This window comes from Methanothermobacter thermautotrophicus str. Delta H, from assembly GCF_000008645.1.
Lineage (GTDB): Archaea > Methanobacteriota > Methanobacteria > Methanobacteriales > Methanothermobacteraceae > Methanothermobacter > Methanothermobacter thermautotrophicus.
In genome coordinates, this window is record NC_000916.1 from 1,285,361 (window position 1) to 1,302,212 (window position 16,852).

The following is a 16,852-nucleotide window of genomic DNA, read 5'->3' on the forward strand; positions in this document are numbered from 1 at the left end:
CATAGCTATCATGGGGTGAGGTCAGTGGAGAAACTCTCTGAAACCGAGAAGATGATAATGTCCTACCTGGAATCAAATCCTCCAGAGGAGTGCATGCTCGACAAGATAACCCGTGGAATAAACAGGAGCAGGGCAACGGTTCTCAAGTACCTTCACATACTGGAGGCCAGGGGTCTTGTAACATACAGGACGGTTGGCAGAAGCAAACTATGGATGCCTGCGGGAGACCTTGAGGGAACTGTGGAATACACTGGAGACACATCCAGAGATTCTGAGCTTATAAAAAACGCATCAAAAATTCACAGAAACCTCCTGGAACTCCTGGAACTTGAAAGAAAAATAGATGACCCTGATAAACTCGTCTTCACCATAAACACCCTCATGGACATAGTAGTATCCAACGGCCTTTTCAGAAGAATGTTCCCCGGTGCACAGTGCCTTGGGGACATCATGGACCGGGAGAGCATGGTCCTCATTGAGAACAGAATGAAATCCCGGGGCACGATACAGGTCGATCTGAGGGGAAGGGATGGGATAAGGAGGAACTACAGCCTTTCAGTCACACCTGTAAACAACTTCTGGGTCATAATAGGAAGGGACCTTGCAAGTTCCTCATTTTCCAAGAATGAACTTGAGGTCCTCCTCACAATCACAAGGTTGAGATCATCCTCTGGCAGCCTTGAAGAGCTTATGAACTCAATAAGGGATGAATTATCCACCATAATGGACCTTAAACAGCTTTCGGTGGTCCTAAGCGATGCCTCAGGGTTCAGCAGGGCCTACGAATACCCTGAGTCAGAGGATCTCACTGAATTTGAATACTTCATCTACAGGAGCATTGAAACCCTCGAGACGGTATCATGGAGGCATGACTCGGGTCTCATGCTTTCAGTACCCCTCATCACAGAGGAAAGGGCGAGGGGAGCCCTTATAATCAGAAGCCCCGAGGACTCCATAGCCTCACAGAGCCTTGAAATCATAGAGATGGTGGCCGACGAGGTCTCAGAGTATCTAGAAATGGAGAAACTGAGACAGGAGAAGGATGAGTTCATAAGAACACTTCTGGCCATGAACAGGGTTTCCGAAATCATAAACAGTGATGAGGAAGAGGAAAAAATGCTTGAAAAATCAATCGAGGCCGTCATAGAAACCCTGGAATTTGAAATGGGATGCATATACCTCATGGAGGAGAAAAAGGAACTCCAGCTCAGGGTTCAGAGGAACTGCCAGAAACCCTCAGCAGAATGTGCATGGCCGGGGTCTTCACAGACCTCTTTGAGAGGTCCATTGAGAAGGAGGGGGTTATATACATAACCTCTGAGTCGCCTGAATACCGCATGATACATGAGTCCATAAGGAGAAACAATATAAGAACAATTCTAATGATTCCGATTAAGTTTTCAGGGGAGATAACAGGAATATTAAACCTGGCAAGTTACAGTGTTAAACCCTACAACAGGATAAGCCTTGAGAACATTTCATCAATAGGGCTTCAGCTTGGAAGCGCCCTCCAGAGGAAAAGTTATAACTTATAAGTTATAACTTTTAAGGTCTGATGAGGTTCATCCAGTCATCATAGACGGCATCAAGGCCACACATACCAGGGACATAGTTGGCGGCCTTGGCAGAGTCAACACCAAGGACCTCATAGCCAAGATCCTCCACAGGTGCAACCACCATGCAGGTGTCAGATACAACCATCCCACCTGCTGCCTCTATAACGTCTGTGTAGCCCATCCTGCTGGCAGCACTTCCTATGGCAGCAGAGGTGCACACCCAGAGGTCACAGGCAGGCTTATTTTTCCTTAAAAATGAGGCTATCCTCCGGATCTCATCCAGGGAACAGTGCGGGCACCCCAGGCATATGAGGTCAGGATCATCATCAGTGGTGGACAGCTCCTCCCTTGCCTCCAGTATATCCCCGGCATCAACCGTAATGCTATCCCCTGCTTCATCAGGAGAGGCTTCCATGTACTCGGGTGTCACCCCATCAACATGGTAGAGTGCAACCGCACCGGACGACGCCATGGCAGCCCCAAGGGCTTTGAGGTCATCAGCCGATGGATGGCCAGTGAAAGTGAAATATGGGACACCCTCACCGGCAATTTTTCCTGTAATGTAACCCAGGGCCCCGTAATCCGAGCCCGAGAGTTCACATTCAACATCAACCCTCAGGGTGGCCCTCCGGTTCTCCTGGAGATGGTAACCATACTCCGGGGTCTTACCGCATATGGCGGCTGCAAGGGCCCCTGGACCACCCTCACGGTTGGTCCTGGCTCCCAGAACAGAGTTGGCATAGGAAACTGCAGAGGACTCTGACCAGGCAACATGGGAGCCCCTCAGGGGGACGTTCCCTATGAGGTAGGGGGTGCAGGTGCAGGTGTTCATGACATCCATGGCAGAGTATGCCTCCACTATCCTTATCTGTCTCCTGGCGAATTCCTCTGAGAATCCCATTTCCCTCCATCTCTGGAGGTCCATCCCCGCAGGGTTAAGGGTACTTGCAACCTTCACTCCGGCACCCCTGGCACGGAGGTCCTCCAGGTATTCAAGACCGGCGTCCCCTATTGTCTTGTAGGATACCCCTGAAACCTGGGCAGAGGATATGTCAACCATCCTCTCAGCACCATAGATATCACCCAGGGCAACAAGTATCTCCATACTCTGCTGGACTGTCTCACCGAATTCACCATCATACATCCTCTCTTCTGTCCTATCAAGGTACACTTTTCCAACCCCACACATGGTGTCTCTTCAGGGACCGGTCTGGGTCCCCAGTATCTCATCAACAAGCTGCAGAAAACTCTCCATATCCCTGTAGGGCACCATCGCCCCGGCCGCTATATCATGTCCTCCCCCGGTACCACCAAAACTTGCGGCGGCATCCCTGAGGGCAACCCCGAGGTTAACACCCCTTTCAACAGCTGGCCTGGTTGTCCTTGCAGATACCTTAACGTGCTGATCCATCCGTGAAAGTCCGAGGAGGGGGATGTCAGGGTCAAGAATTTTGAGGGAGAGTGATATGCTTGCTATGGTCCCCATGATCCCCTTGAAGGCCTTATCCTCACTGTAGATGTACTGCAGGTTCTCCAGGGTGGTGGAGCCCTCCCTCCTTATCCATGCAAGGCCCTTCACAAGCTCCTCACGGTAGTTCTTCTGGAGCTCGAGGGCCACATCAAGGGCACCTTCCCTTTCACCAAGGCACAGTCCGATTCCTATGCCATATTTACGGTTCTTTCCACAGGCATCAAGCACCCCTGCAATGTCAGAGAGGTCACCTATATTCCGGAATTCCCTGCTCGTGAATACCTCTCCGAATATCTCAGGGTTTATCCTTGTAAGTTCATCCCTCAGAACATCCCTCTCCTCAGGGGACAGGTCAGGATATTTAACGCCATAGGATACGCCTATATTCTCAAGGAAGCCCATAGAAGCCTCCATATCCCCGGTGAGGCCAGGCAGGGCCGGGTTGAAGGTGTATGCAATGGAACGGTAAAGGGGCTCGGTGTACCTTGATGCCAGCTTGAGGTCACTGTGGACCTGAAGGACACCCTCTTCAACAGCCTCCTCCATGATGAACCTGTTTGCACCGGTGAATCCGTCAGTGTACTGCATGTCCCCCAGGGCACCCACAAGGGCAAGGGGGGCGGTCTTTCTGTTAAGGAGTCTCGTGGCCAGGTAGGCCGTTCCAGATGCACTGAGGTCCCTGCTACCATCAAGACCATGCAGATGAGGGTTTATGTGAACAACATGGGGTCCTGCCTCGGATTCAGAGGGCTGATGATGATCAGCGACGATGACATCACCCTTCAGGCGGGATATCTCCTCAAGGTAGGCGCTTCCCATATCACAGAAAAAGAATAGGGAGTATTTCTCTCCCGACAATTTCTTAATGAACTCCTTCTTCAGCCTCGAGAGGATGGAGATGTGGAACTGACCATTCATGGATGAAATGGCCCTTGCAACAACTCCTGCGGCTGATAGACCATCTGCGTCGTTGTGCGAGATGATCCTTATTATGTTTCCCCTTTCAAGGTGCTCCTCAAGGACCTTTGAGGCCTCTGCACCCCTCTTGAGAATTGAGTCGGGGAGTTTACTTGACGAGGAGGGCTGCTTTCTGTGGGTCATATCTCCATCCTTCAGGAAGGACACCTTCTCTCACATAGTACCTGACAAGGCGCCTTATCTTTGATTCAACGATCTGAAGGCCCCTCCTTGTGTGGAGGTCCTTTGGGTGTTCCTTAAGATGATCCCTTATGTTAACAGCCTTCCTTATGAGATTCATGAGGTCCTCAGGGTATTCAGGTTTCATTTCATGCTTCTCAAGTATCTGTGTTATTTTAAGCCCTGTAACGGCCTTTACGCTGGGTATGCCGTGCTGGTCCCTCAGTATTATACCTATTTTGCTGGTGGAGTTACCCTCCCTGTATAGTTTGACTATAAGATCCTCTATTTCTTCATTTGAGTATTCAACCCAATCAGGTTTTAGAGACATCAAATCACCTCATAATTTTCAATGTACCATTCTGCAAATTTTTTAAGGGCCCTGCTTCGATGCGAAAACCTGTTCTTCTCTGAGGTACTGAGTTCTCCGAAGCTTTTATCCATCCCTTCAGGATAGAATAACGGGTCGAAGGCGAAACCCATTGTTCCGCGCTCCTCAGTACCTATACGTCCCTTCACCACGCCTAAAAAAACCTCGGGTTCGGAGTTGGGGGTGCAGAACCCAACAGCCGACCTGAACTCGGCGTAGCGATCTTCAACATTTTCCATGAGCTTTAATATGCCACGGTTTCCTATGGTATCCTGTACATAGGCAGAATAGGGTCCTGGAAACCATTTAAGAGCCCTTATAAACAGTCCTGCGTCCTCAACGATCACAGGACCATCCATGATCCTGGCAGCATGTTCTGCACCGTAACGGGCCACCTCCTCAAGTGTTCCCTGAAGTTCCGGGTAGCCCAGATCAGCATGCATCAGTTCTATTCCAGTACCATGGAATATCTTCTCTGCCTCAGATAACTTGTGTTTATTACCGGTTATAAATGTTACCTTCATGATGAACCTCCTCAGTCAGTATATTCAGGGGGTTTAGTATCGTGTGGATATTAATTCTGAGCTCAGTCAGTGTATCTTCCCCGGGACTCTATCTCCCTTATCTTTGACTGGATGTCAGCATCTATTATCTTACCGTACCCCTCAAGGACCCTGCTGAAACACTCGCCGGCCAGGGCGTAGTGGGTGCTTTCAAGGGACTTTTTGAGGACAAGGAGATCCACACCCATATCCTCGATTTCATCTGAGAACCTCCCAAGTCCAAAGTCTATGAAGACCACATCACCCCCCCTGATGATTATGTTGGATCCTGTGAGATCCCCGTGTATTATACCCGCGTGATGGAGCCTCCCTATGGCCTCACCGATCCTTGAACAGAGCTCTGTATCCTCAACAGCGTCCCTGAATGGGGTGCCGCGAACCTCCTCCATGACCATAACCCCTCCATCAGGGTCGACATCGAACAGTACTGGTGTGTGCACACCGGCGCCCTTGGCCTGGTTGATGAGCCTGGCCTCCCTCCGGGTCCTGGATGACCTGAGCTTCTGATCAATTTCAGGTATTCTGTAACCCTTGGATATCCTCTCCTTTATTATGCAGGGCCTCCCAATCCACTGGCCCCTGTAGATATTTGCCTCGGCACCCTTGGCCAGGATGTCAGGGGGGAGCTCTATTCCTGCCTCTGATTCCCTCATCCAGGGGACATCCACCTCATCGGTCCGGTAACGCTGCACCACCGTGGTGTCCTCCAGGGCATCCGGCCCCCTGTACTTGTAGACGAGCTGACCGAGCCAGGCAATCATCGCACCGTTATCACCACAGTACTCAGGGGGAGGCATGTGGAATTCCACGTGGTGCTCCTGGCACATCTCCCTCAGCATATCCCTCAGACGCCTGTTAACAGCCACTCCACCACAGAGGAGGACCTGATTCTTTTCTGTGTATGCCAGGGCCCGCTCTGTAACCTCCACCAGCATGGAAAACGCTGTCTCCTGGATGCTGTAAGCCAGATCCTCAAGGCTTGCACCAGCCTCCATTTTTCTTAAAGCAGCCGTTAGAAGCCCTGAGAAGGATATATCCATCCCCTTAACGCTGTAGGGAAGTTCAATGTACTCTGAGGCCTTCAATGCAAGCTGCTCAATGACCGGACCGCCCGGGTGTCCCAGACCAGATTCCCTTGCAAACTGGTCGAGCATGTTACCGACGGCTATGTCGAGGGTTTCACCGAAGACACGGTACCTTCCCTCGTTGAAGGCTATGACCTGGGTGTTCCCGCCGCTCACATAGAGTGAAACAGGGTCACTGGCCCCTGTGGTGAGCCGGCCTATCTCTATGTGACCTATGCAGTGGTTAACACCAACTATCGGAACATCAAGTGAAAGTGCGAGTGTTCTAGCTGCTGTTGCAACGGTCCTGAGGGCTGGTCCAAGGCCCGGACCCCTCGAAAACGATATCAGTCCTATTTCCCCGAGTTCAACACCTGCATCACGGCATGCCTCAGCAATGAGACGGGGTATCCATTTTGCATGGTGTTCAGCAGCCTCCCTGGGATGTATACCTCCCTTTTCAGGTATAAGTGGCTTTCCCCGCAGTGATAGGACGTTTCCAGCCTCATCGACGATACCAACACCTGTCTTCTCTGCAGTTCCCTCTATACCAAGACACAACATTTAATTAACCACCTGTGACCCTGCTCCTTCTGGAGTGTAACTAATTTATGTATCTCCGGTTATAACTATTGTATCGTTGGAAAGGTGAATGGAAATGTTTGATGGACTGAAGATCTATGGTTCCGGCAATTACCTTGAAGGTGTTACTGACAGGGATTCCCTGTTCATCTGCGCCGTTGCAACAACCGAGACATCAAGAATCCCGGGAATAACAGGGGCAGGAGCAAGCCCCGAACTCACAGAGTACACTCCAGCAGCTGATGTTGAACTCATAGTTCATGATGCCCCCAGGTGTCTTCCTGAGATACCCCAGACCATCGTGGAGGGGGAGGCAGCCCCCACACCGGCTGTGATAACCAAGGCGGCCCTGGAACTTGCAGAGGTCCCCTTCATGGTCGCCGATGCAGGCGCCTCGGTTAAACCCGATGTTCCCTATATAAACATTAACTCCGAACCCGGAGGTGATATAAGGACAGGGAGGGCGGTCACCGAACCTCAAAGGATATATGAGAGGGGTTTGATGGTTGGAAGGACCCTCTCCTCCCTCACAGAGCATCTGGTGGTGGGTGAGAGCACACCGGCAGGTACAACAACTGCCCTGGGCGTTTTAACGGCCCTGGGATATGATGCTGATTTCAGGGTCAGCGCCAGCATGCCCCACAACCCACATGACCTCAAGAGGGAGGTTGTGATGGCAGGACTCAGTAATGCAGGGATCGAGAAGGGGGACTGCTCCAGGGAACCCTTCAGGGCAGTGGAGGCAGTGGGGGACCCCATGATACCTGCGGTTGCAGGGATATGCATGGGCAGCACTGTACCGGTGACCCTTGCAGGTGGTACCCAGATGACAGCGGTCTGCGCCCTTATGAGGGCCATTGACCCGGACTTCGACTTTTCAGATACAGCAATTGCAACGACCATATTCGTTGCCGAGGACAGCACCTCCGATATAAACAGGATAGCAGAGCAGATAGGTGATATTGACATCTATGTGGTTGACCCTGACTTCGGGTCTGCCTCGCACAGGGGGCTCCATGAGTACCTCAACGGTTCTGTGAAGGAGGGTGTTGGGGCCGGCGGCGCCATGCTACTGGCACTTCTCCATGGCATACCCGTTGAAATGGTGAGGGAGCGTATCGAGGAACTCTGCAATACAATACTGGCCTGAAATCCTTTAATGGAGGTTCCAGATGACTTCAGGGTCCCGCTGGGATGGCATCATCCCACACCCTGGAATTCTTGCCTTTGCAATGGCACTCTACCTTCTTGGCTTTGTACTGGATGCCTCGGGAAGACCACTGGCCTATGGGTTCCTCACAGGGGACATGGTGGTCCACTTCTTCACGTTCCCTGGTCTCAGGGAGCAGTTCATCGATTACCTGTTAGCAACTGCCTTCTGGATATTCATATCAAACATAACCCAGGTTACAGTCTTCATCTTCTCCCTGGCAACATTTTATCCTGTTCTTAAGATTTTCGTCCTTGCAGGGGCCCTCTTACATAACCTTCTGGTGGGGTGGGGTGTCAGGGGGCTCCTGATCTATGCGGGGACACTGCACCTGCACCTTGAGGTCACAGGGTGCCTACTTTCACTTCAGGCAGCCCTTGTATTTGTGAGGTCCCTCCTTGGGACCATCCAGCACAGGTCCAGAGGACCTCTCGTCACAGCCCTCAGGGAGAACCTTGCATACCTTATCCCACTTATAATACTTTTATTCGCCATTGCAGCAATTCTGGAGGTCTTCTGGAGCACCTGGTGGGTTTATAACCTCACCCATGGACCGGTATCATGGAGATACTTCTATACCCATGTATTCTCTGTGGAACTCTGATTTTTAATCGATTCAGGAGCTCTGGTATCTGAAACCCTTTAACCTTTATGCATCTGCTTTAACAAAACGAAGAGCTTTGAATAAAAAAGGTGGTGCGGATACAGCTTCACCATTAGATGAGGGCGGCTGCAAGGATCATGATACCCAGTGCCCAGCAGTAGTAGGCGAATATGTAGAGGTCCCTCTCCTTTATGAGTTTAAGGAGGAACTTTATGGCTATGTAACCTGACACAGCCGCTGCAGCAAACCCTGCAACCATGCTGGCACCGAGGAGGTTCATTCCGGCCCCAATGTCCTTGATCTGGATGAGGGCGGCCCCCAGTATCGCGGGTATGGAGAGGAGGAAGCTGTACCTTGCTGCAAGTTCCCTCTCAAAGCCGAGAAACAGGCCCGCAGAGATTGTTGCACCTGAACGTGATATGCCGGGTGCTATGGCAAGGGCCTGGGCACACCCTATTATGAGTGACTCCCTGACACCGAGTTTTTCAACTGGAAGCTTCTCCCTCACACGCCTGCTGATATTCTCTGATCCCCACAGCAAAAAGCCTGTGACCAGCAGGAAGAATCCCACGGCGGTTAAACTGCTGAAAAGTGACTCAAAGAAGTCCTTGAACAGTACACCAGCAAGGCCGGCCGGCACAGTACCGATGATCACCATCCAGGCAAGCCTCTTGAAGGGGTCCTCAATGATTCCCCTCCTGAATCTACCTGCGGGATGTCCCTCAGACTTGAGAGGAAAGCCCCCAGCATGTGAACTATATCGTTCCAGAAGTATCCAATGACAGCCACCAGTGTGCCCACATGCAGCACGGTGTCGAATGCGAGGCTGGAGCTGACACCCATAAGTTCCGGCACCAGCACCAGGTGGCCTGAGCTGCTTACTGGCAGGAATTCGGTCAAACCCTGCACTGTTCCAATGACTATGGCCTGAAAAACGTCCATGAACATCACTTTTAACTTATAAGTTATCACTTATAACCTCATCATCAGATGTAGGTGAGCCATCCGAAGCTGTCCTCTGTCTCTGCCCTGATTATCCTGAAGAACTCATCCTGCAGCAGCTTTGTAACGGGACCCCTTCGCCCGGCACCTATCTCTATACCATCAACTGATCTGATGGGTGTTATCTCTGCGGCTGTACCTGTGAAGAAGGCCTCATCTGCGATGTAGAGCATCTCCCTGGTTATGGGTTCCTCATGCACGGTAACACCCTCGGTCCTGGCTATCTTTATTACGGAGTCCCTTGTTATCCCCCTCAGAAGGGATGATGAAACAGGGGGGGTGTAAATTTCACCCTCACTGACGAGGAATATGTTCTCCCCGCTACCCTCACTTATGTAGCCATGGTAGTCCAGCATTATGGCCTCATCATAGCCGTGTCTCACAGCCTCCATCTTGGCAAGCTGTGAGTTGAGGTAGTTACCGCCGGCCTTTGCCATGTTGGGCATTGTGTTTGGTGCCATCCTCCGCCAGGTTGAAACACCAGCATCGACACCAACCTCAAGGGCCTCTGCACCCAGATAGGCCCCCCATTCCCAGGCAGCCACAGCGACGTCCACTGGGCAGTTCACCGGGTGAACACCCATCTCACCGTATCCCCTGAATACCACGGGTCTTATATAGCACTCCTCAAGTCCGTTCTCCCTGACGGTCTCAACTATGGCATCACATATCTGCTCCTGGGTGTAGGGTATGTCCATCCGGTATATCTTTGCAGAATCAAAAAGGCGTTTAACATGCTCCCGCAAACGGAAGATGGCTGACCCCTTACTGTTCCTGTAGCACCTTATTCCCTCAAAGACAGATGATCCATAATGCACAACATGTGAGAGTACGTGGACGGTGGCTTCTTCCCATTCAACCATTTCACCGTTTAACCATATCTTTCCACTGGCTTCGCATGACATGATAATAACCTCAGGTGATTTACTAGGATAGGTTATGGTTGGAGGCCTATATAATGCTCTCCATAACCGCAAAACTTTAGTGGGGTATGTTATGGTCGGAGGTTTATATCAATGCTCCCAAACCGGAAAACTTTATATATTGTGAAAATTTAAAGTCACACTGAGGGCCGGTGGTCTAGGGGTATGATACCTCGCTTACAACGAGGTGGTCACGAGTTCGAATCTCGTCCGGCCCATTTATTATTCTTCGGGCTTCAGAGGGGCCGGTGGTCTAGGGGTATGATACCTCGCTCACACCGAGGTGGTCACGAGTTCGAATCTCGTCCGGCCCACTGGATTTTCATTTTTTCAGAGGCACACGCCACTCTCAAACTTATTTAATGCATTCAGTGCTCACAGGAATATGGCCTGGAGGCAGCACTATTAAGGCACTGCCAGGGACCGGTGCTTTTGATTATTCACCACCAATATATATTATCAATGAAAGATAAATAACAAACAGTACATTGGAATTTATTTTTCCGATGTTAGAATTTGGGGGGGTGAAAAATGTACAGATTTCTTTTGGTTGCCATGATTTTCCTTGCCATGGGAGCTGCAGCTGCCCAGGAAACTGATGACAACTTACAGGTAAATTCGGATCTTGCAGTGGACGCAGAATACCTTGATCTTGATGAAAACATTATAACCACTGCCAGCGTTGGCGATGAGGTCTTTGAGGGAGTTGCAGTCACAAACCTCGGCCCTGGAAATGCAACCGGGGTGAAGGTCGATATAACAAGGAGCAGTCAGTATCCCTTTGAGTACCTTGAACATGAGGTTTCATGGGACAATGGGGCAAACTGGATCTACAATGATCCATCCTACGACCCATTGACCAGCAGGTGGACCATCGGGAACCTACCTGTGGGCGCGGTCTACAAACTTGTTGTGCACCAGAGGGCCACGGCGTCCGGGTCCGCACAGTTCACAGCAACAATCTCAGGAGATCAGCCAGACCTCAATACCACAAACAATAATGATACTGCAACAATCATAATAAAGGAATCTCAGGAAGTTCCAGCAGCTGGAGCAGGAATGGTCCCAATGCAGGAGACAGGCGCAGCAGCAGGTTTACTTGTGGCTGGAATAGGCATACTTGGAGCAGGAATGGTTATCTCAAGAAGATAACCCAAAAATTTATTTTTTTGATTCAAGGTTGCTTTGCCATTGCACATATACTGCAGATACCTGTTTTTTTGGTGACGGGAATCAGATCAGTATCAGGATGACCAGGAGAAGGAGTGAACTGAAAAATACTATCGTACCCTTTATCATTATAACGGCACCGTCCTCCTCCACGAGGTAGGGTATACCATAGGATAGGGCTGCTGCGATCATCAGCTTCAAAACACCGGTGAGGCTCGTTCCGAGACCAGCCGCAAGCTGCAGAAGGGTCGCAATGATGAATGACACAGCAACAACTGTCAGGATAAGTATTATGGTGTTCTGCATCAGACCCCTTATAACTGGAGCCAGAGGTTTGCGGCTCTCCCTTCTTGATAGAACCCCCCTCTGGGGTGCAGTGTGGAATATGTTTGATGGGGGAGTGTAGACCTCAACCTCCTCCTCATCAGGGTACTCCTCATCCTCATCTTCAGGGACCTGGATTTTCTTTGAGAAGTCCTCTGCAATCCGTATAAGGCCCTTCCTATCTATGAGCTTCATGTTTCTCTTCACAGCATAATTTCTTGCCTGGGATGAGAAATCAGATGTCGTTACAATTACGACCTTGGATGCCTTGAGGGTCTTTGCAGCCATTTCCATTTCCTTCAGAACATCCATTCCAACCTTCCAGTTTTCATCATAATTCTTACAGGCAACAACGACCCCGATGTCCCCGAGGGCGGTTGGAAGAATTCCGTAGATATCCACTATATGCTGGGAGGTCCTGAAGTCCTTGTAAACCTTAAAACCAGAATCCTCCATGACCTTGGCAATAAAATCCACCAGTTTCTGTTTCTTCAATTCTTCCACCTGCCGGGGTTAGACTTAATAGAGCTATGTTATAAGATATACTTAAAATTTGATATAAAGACTATAAAAAGATAGAGATGATTATTGATGAAGATCAACCATCAGTTTTTTGGATCCATAGAAGAAGATAAGGGCGAGGATTAACATAATTGAGCATAAGATAATGATGATTGGTATCAGTTTAGTTCAAATGGAGGAAGATGATCAGCAATGAAGATTCTTATAACAAATGATGATGGAGTTAACTCTTCAGGCATCATTGCAGCAAGAAGGGCCGTTGAGGACCTTGGGGAGACAATCATAGTGGCCCCCGCCACGCAGCAGAGCGGGATAGGTCATGCGCTGACACTCTTTGAACCTGTGAGGGTAAGTGAGGTCACCCTCAGGGATGGCTCAGGGGCCTATGCTGTTTCGGGGACACACACTGACGCTGTTATCATAGGGATATTCGAGCTTATGGATGAAAAGCCCGACCTCGTGATATCAGGGATAAATATGGGTGAGAACCTTGGTAAATCAGAACTGACAACATCAGGGACAATAGGGGCGGCAATGGAGGCTGCAGTGCATGGGGTGCCATCCCTGGCAGTTTCTCTCCAGGTGAGACGGGGTGATATCAAGTTCCATGACGGACATGTTGACGTTGACTTTTCACTGGCAGCTGAACTCACAGGGAGGGTTGCATCGAGGATACTCAGGAGGGGACTCCCGGAGGGTGTTGACTTCCTGAATCTGAATGTCCCATCTCATCCAGCAAGCGATGAGATAAGGATCACGAGGCTGGGGGACCGGATGTACAATGTTCACATAAAGAAAAGGCTGGATCCCCGTGGACGCCCATACTACTGGATAGATGGTGACCCTGCAGGTACAGACTTCCGGGTACAGATGTCCACACACTTAAGGCTGAAAACACCGCCACCCTCACCCCCATATCACTCGACTGCACAGCAGGCCCTGACTCAATGGAGGGCTGGCTTGATTAGAGCCCGGAACTGATTTTTAAAAATTTTTTATCCACAGCCATCCAGGTCTCAACGTGACCTGTTTATCCCTGTGAATCTGGTGGAGATCTGGGTCTAAATCCGGAAAAATTTCTTTTAAGAGGCATACCCATCCATTATAAAGAGAGAACTTAAAGGTGATAACAGGATGGGATACAGTATTTTACCGGCAATACCCGTCACGGGACTTTATATGGTCACCTATTTACTCTACAGGACGGGTTTTATAGGCAGGGCCCTTCATGTGAACCTCTGGAATCTCGTAATACTGCTGGCATTTATCATATCCGGAATTGGGGGCTTCGTCCTCATGCTGCTTACTGAAGCCGGTGTGAAATTTTACCTCAACCCGCAGCTGCTCTACTGGCACGTGGAGGCCGGGATTGCGCTCATACCCCTCACAGTTTTCCACTTTCACTGCTACAGGGGGAGTTTGAGGAGAATAGTTGGGGTGGGAAAATGAGAATCAGGAGAATTTTAAGGACTCTAACCGGTGTATTGCCCTTCGCAGGTATCATGGCGGCTGGCGTAGCATGTGGTGCTTCCTGTCCCTATGGACTTGTGAATGACCCCTACCCCGGACAGTGCCCCAGGTTCACGGATCTTAACGGAGACGGGATATGTGACCTTTCACAGTCAACCACAGACTACAGCACCTCTGATGATACATCCCGGGACAGCTCTAATGATCAGAGCACCTCAGATGATTCCACGGCGACTTCAGACGATTCAGGTCACAGTGGAGGGGTTGATGCTCCAGATGAAACACTGCAGCATCCCTCAGTGGAGGAACCCACCACAGATTATCATCTCATACCCCTGAGCCTCATCCTGATCGCGGCTTATATGATCACACTCTACCTGATGGGGAGGGGCCTTATCAGGGGATCAGTGCACAGGAGGATCTGGAATATAATCCTGACAGCTGGCTATGCAGGGACTGGAGTCACAGGGGTTCTCCTCCTCCTCTTCATACGCCTCGGCATAAAAACGGCTCTTAACCCATCGGTTACCTACTGGCACGCCGAACTGGCAATCCTCATGGTCATAGGAACATTAATCCACATACACATATACTGGAAGCAATTCAGGGGGATTTTCAGGCACATCAAAAATCAGATATCATCCCCTTAAAACATGAATTCCTCTCTGGCAGCTGCAATTTCGCGGTCGAGATCGGATTCCAGGCGGAGATCAACAGTCTGCACTCAGAAAGCCAGTTGATAATCAGGTGATATCTGGAGCAGCATATCAAAGGCGCTGCTTCACCGGCGCATAAGAAAGTGATATCTGGAGGGACCACCATAACTCCATCCAGAACTTTGAATGTGGTCCCTATGAAGAGGTTGTTATGGTGGCTTCTTGCAGGTACAAGGGGAGGTCACAACCGTGGGAGGATAATCCGGATGCTGCATGAGAGACCATACAATAACAACCAGCTGGCCGAGGCACTGGGACTTGACTACAAGACAGTTCAGCATCATCTGAGGGTCCTTGAGAAGAATAAGATCATAGTATCCTCAGGGGAGAGGTATGGTAAAATGTACTTTCTTTCAGATGTAATGGAGGATAATTACCCCCTCTTTGAGGAGATATGGAGCAGAATCGAGGTGTGCGAATGAGGGGAAGGGGTGCCCATGATTTCATCCAGGACCAGAACTTCACGTTCCTGGCCATAATAGTGGGGCTTTTGAATGTTTTCCTTCTCCTGATCCTTCTCGGAATTTATCTTTCAAGCTACAGGAAGATAAAGTCCAGCTTCACACTGGGACTGGTGGCCTTCACAGTCCTTCTGATATTGCAGAACACAATATTCATAATCTTCATGGTAACCAGGGAAGGATTCAGGGGTCATGGAATCGGATTTCCTGTTCTGAGTGTTAATATATGCCAGTTTGCAGCTTTAACAGTACTCCTGAGGATAGCATGGGAATAGTCTGTGTCTGCGGCCGCCTTACCGTAGCTGGGCAGTGGTCTGCGCTGAGGGAGTAAGCCTGTGAAGTGTATGTGAATCATTACAGGTGTGTGGTCCGTGCTGGAAATTTAAGGCTGTGAACTATATATATGTGAATCATTATAGGATTACTAAATCAGTTAAGGGGATTAATAATGAAGGGCAGTGACAAGGAATTCAGGGTTAACAAACAGTTTCTGAAATTTAAAAATAAGAACGTTCTACTCACCCTGAAGAACAATGAAGAAACAAGGGGAAAACTCATATCAATCGACAACTACCTTAACACGGTTCTACAGACAGAAGAGGGCCTTCAGTTTATTAAGGGCACCAAGATAGCCTTCATAGCCATGGAATAAGTGGGCACTGATTTTATCGGTGGAGGACCGGTAGCTAAACCTCCACCTCTATTCCAAGGATCTCCCTTTTACCATTATATATGTCTCTTGCTATCTGGCACTTCCCATGGAGCCTGAGGTGGGAATCCGTACACCTTACATCTGCGATTTCCTTCACCATATCCTTCAGCTTTCCATGGAAGTCATAGGGTTCCCTCATGGCACCAACAGATCCCGTGAGGACGATTCCATCGATTCCACTGGAGATACCTGCAAGTCCCCATATCTCCATGGCAATGGTCATCATCATGGTATCGAGGGCAAGCCTAGCCTCATCCCGACCTGCACGGTACATCTCAAGGAGTTCCTCCCTGGCCCTTGAGACCTTTGTGTCGATACCCGCTATCTTAACTGCTCCTGCATGTGAAAAACATTCATTCGCTGTTTTCTCACCATCGTCTATTTTCCTGAGCATTTCAAGGTCAAGGGGTCCGTGTATAACTCCCATGGCACCTACACATGCATCCATGGCACCGACTATCCTGCCATCCTGTATCAGCATCGTGACGGTATTTGAACTTATGTCTGATACGATCATATTCTCCCAGCCGGTCTCAAGGTATGCGTTGTAGCAGATGCTCACCTTCTCGGGGCTCGCATGGTGGGAGTAGGCTGCCCTGAACCTCTCATCAAGGCAGGGCGTGTTCCGGTGGAGGCCAGGTATGAGGAGGGTGGGTATCCCCGATGATTCGATTTCACTGTATACTGCTGTTCCACCGCCTGTGACCTTACCTGCCCCTCCAATGGAGATTATACCCCTGTTTTTCACCCTCTCAATGGGCTTTATGGTGCTTATGGCGTCACCCATGGCATAGGTTATTGCCATGAGGTCTATCTCGTTGAGGGGAACCCTATCTTTGAGTTCATCAAGGGCGGAGGCTCTACCTGTTGATAGGTCCTCCCTCCCTATCTTGAAGTGTTCAGCATCATCACCGAGGATGGTGAAGGAGACACCCGTGGTCCCATGGTCCATACCCACGAATACCAAACCAACCACCTGAAAAAGAAGTTAAGGG

Annotated in this window: 18 protein-coding genes, 2 tRNA genes and 2 pseudogenes; 13 read left to right on the forward strand and 9 right to left on the reverse strand. The window is 49.9% G+C overall.

What is annotated here, in order from left to right:
* Positions 1–24 precede the first annotated feature (24 nt).
* Entirely contained in the window at positions 25–1,314 is a 1,290-nt protein-coding gene (locus MTH_RS09770) for a GAF domain-containing protein (RefSeq protein ID WP_158296335.1), read from the forward strand.
* A complete protein-coding gene (locus MTH_RS09700) occupies positions 1,251–1,535 on the forward strand; it encodes a GAF domain-containing protein (protein WP_158296336.1) in 285 nt (94 codons plus the stop codon). Before MTH_RS09770 ends, MTH_RS09700 begins: the two co-directional genes overlap by 64 nt.
* Before the next feature lie 10 nt (positions 1,536–1,545).
* Here the strand turns inward: MTH_RS09700 and MTH_RS06795 are convergent, their stop codons facing one another.
* From MTH_RS06795 to MTH_RS06815, 5 genes are all read right to left on the reverse strand, one after another.
* Positions 1,546–2,727 (reverse strand): aconitase X catalytic domain-containing protein, encoded by a 1,182-nt coding sequence (locus MTH_RS06795; RefSeq protein WP_286708745.1) that lies wholly within the window; start codon positions 2,725–2,727, stop codon positions 1,546–1,548.
* A 27-nt stretch (positions 2,728–2,754) separates the two neighbouring features.
* Entirely contained in the window at positions 2,755–4,128 is a 1,374-nt protein-coding gene (locus MTH_RS06800; RefSeq protein WP_010877034.1) for a single-stranded-DNA-specific exonuclease RecJ, read from the reverse strand.
* Positions 4,094–4,495 (reverse strand): 30S ribosomal protein S15, encoded by a 402-nt coding sequence (locus MTH_RS06805; protein ID WP_048061047.1) that lies wholly within the window; start codon positions 4,493–4,495, stop codon positions 4,094–4,096. The genes MTH_RS06800 and MTH_RS06805 overlap by 35 nt, the downstream gene beginning before the upstream one ends.
* Positions 4,495–5,058, reverse strand: coding sequence for an XTP/dITP diphosphatase (locus MTH_RS06810; RefSeq protein WP_010877036.1), 564 nt, complete (start codon positions 5,056–5,058; stop codon positions 4,495–4,497). The genes MTH_RS06805 and MTH_RS06810 overlap by 1 nt, the downstream gene beginning before the upstream one ends.
* 62 nt (positions 5,059–5,120) lie before the next feature.
* Positions 5,121–6,725 (reverse strand): bifunctional N(6)-L-threonylcarbamoyladenine synthase/serine/threonine protein kinase, encoded by a 1,605-nt coding sequence (locus MTH_RS06815; RefSeq protein ID WP_010877037.1) that lies wholly within the window; start codon positions 6,723–6,725, stop codon positions 5,121–5,123.
* A gap of 94 nt (positions 6,726–6,819) precedes the next feature.
* On the opposite strand from MTH_RS06815, the gene cobT reads away from it, so the two are divergent.
* Together cobT and MTH_RS06825 are read left to right on the forward strand one after the other, a co-directional pair.
* Positions 6,820–7,893, forward strand: coding sequence for a nicotinate mononucleotide-dependent phosphoribosyltransferase CobT (gene cobT / locus MTH_RS06820; RefSeq protein ID WP_048061048.1), 1,074 nt, complete (start codon positions 6,820–6,822; stop codon positions 7,891–7,893).
* Positions 7,894–7,915: 22 nt separating this feature from the next.
* Complete coding sequence (locus MTH_RS06825; RefSeq protein WP_010877039.1) at positions 7,916–8,557, forward strand: hypothetical protein; 642 nt, start codon at positions 7,916–7,918, stop codon at positions 8,555–8,557.
* Between the two features lie 112 nt (positions 8,558–8,669).
* Here the strand turns inward: MTH_RS06825 and uppP are convergent.
* A pseudogene (gene uppP, locus MTH_RS06830) lies at positions 8,670–9,499 on the reverse strand (undecaprenyl-diphosphatase UppP).
* A gap of 44 nt (positions 9,500–9,543) precedes the next feature.
* The gene (ilvE, locus tag MTH_RS06835; protein WP_048061049.1) at positions 9,544–10,464 is read right to left on the reverse strand and encodes a branched-chain-amino-acid transaminase; all 921 of its coding nucleotides are present in this window, start codon (positions 10,462–10,464) and stop codon (positions 9,544–9,546) included.
* 164 nt (positions 10,465–10,628) lie between these two features.
* On the opposite strand from ilvE, the gene MTH_RS06840 reads away from it, so the two are divergent.
* The 3 genes from MTH_RS06840 to MTH_RS06850 all read left to right on the forward strand — a co-directional run bounded on the left by MTH_RS06840 (position 10,629) and on the right by MTH_RS06850 (position 11,634).
* A tRNA-Val gene (locus MTH_RS06840) sits at positions 10,629–10,700 on the forward strand.
* A gap of 24 nt (positions 10,701–10,724) precedes the next feature.
* Positions 10,725–10,796, forward strand: a tRNA-Val gene (locus MTH_RS06845).
* Between the two features lie 217 nt (positions 10,797–11,013).
* On the forward strand, positions 11,014–11,634 hold the full coding sequence (locus MTH_RS06850; protein WP_010877043.1) for an NPXTG-anchored protein: 621 nt from the start codon (positions 11,014–11,016) through the stop codon (positions 11,632–11,634).
* Positions 11,635–11,715: 81 nt separating this feature from the next.
* On the opposite strand, the gene MTH_RS06855 is transcribed toward MTH_RS06850, so the two are convergent.
* Positions 11,716–12,480, reverse strand: coding sequence for a restriction endonuclease (locus tag MTH_RS06855; protein ID WP_010877044.1), 765 nt, complete (start codon positions 12,478–12,480; stop codon positions 11,716–11,718).
* 210 nt (positions 12,481–12,690) lie between these two features.
* Between MTH_RS06855 and surE the strand changes: the two are divergent.
* The 6 genes and pseudogenes from surE to MTH_RS06885 all read left to right on the forward strand — a co-directional run bounded on the left by surE (position 12,691) and on the right by MTH_RS06885 (position 15,797).
* Positions 12,691–13,466: pseudogene (gene surE / locus MTH_RS06860) on the forward strand (5'/3'-nucleotidase SurE).
* A gap of 166 nt (positions 13,467–13,632) precedes the next feature.
* Positions 13,633–13,947: a hypothetical protein gene (locus MTH_RS06865; RefSeq protein ID WP_010877046.1), complete on the forward strand. Its 315-nt coding sequence runs from the start codon at positions 13,633–13,635 to the stop codon at positions 13,945–13,947.
* Positions 13,944–14,618 carry a hypothetical protein gene (locus tag MTH_RS06870; RefSeq protein WP_010877047.1) on the forward strand — a complete coding sequence of 225 codons (675 nt, stop codon included), beginning with the start codon at positions 13,944–13,946 and terminating at the stop codon, positions 14,616–14,618. Before MTH_RS06865 ends, MTH_RS06870 begins: the two co-directional genes overlap by 4 nt.
* A 203-nt stretch (positions 14,619–14,821) precedes the next feature.
* The gene (locus MTH_RS06875) at positions 14,822–15,106 is read left to right on the forward strand and encodes a winged helix-turn-helix domain-containing protein (protein ID WP_048061051.1); all 285 of its coding nucleotides are present in this window, start codon (positions 14,822–14,824) and stop codon (positions 15,104–15,106) included.
* Positions 15,103–15,420, forward strand: a complete 318-nt coding sequence (locus MTH_RS06880; RefSeq protein WP_010877049.1) for a hypothetical protein — start codon at positions 15,103–15,105, stop codon at positions 15,418–15,420. Before MTH_RS06875 ends, MTH_RS06880 begins: the two co-directional genes overlap by 4 nt.
* 173 nt (positions 15,421–15,593) lie before the next feature.
* The gene (locus MTH_RS06885; protein ID WP_010877050.1) at positions 15,594–15,797 is read left to right on the forward strand and encodes an LSM domain-containing protein; all 204 of its coding nucleotides are present in this window, start codon (positions 15,594–15,596) and stop codon (positions 15,795–15,797) included.
* 34 nt (positions 15,798–15,831) lie between these two features.
* Here the strand turns inward: MTH_RS06885 and MTH_RS06890 are convergent, their stop codons facing one another.
* A complete protein-coding gene (locus tag MTH_RS06890; protein ID WP_048061052.1) occupies positions 15,832–16,824 on the reverse strand; it encodes a methanogenesis marker 12 protein in 993 nt (330 codons plus the stop codon).
* Positions 16,825–16,852: the final 28 nt, after the last annotated feature.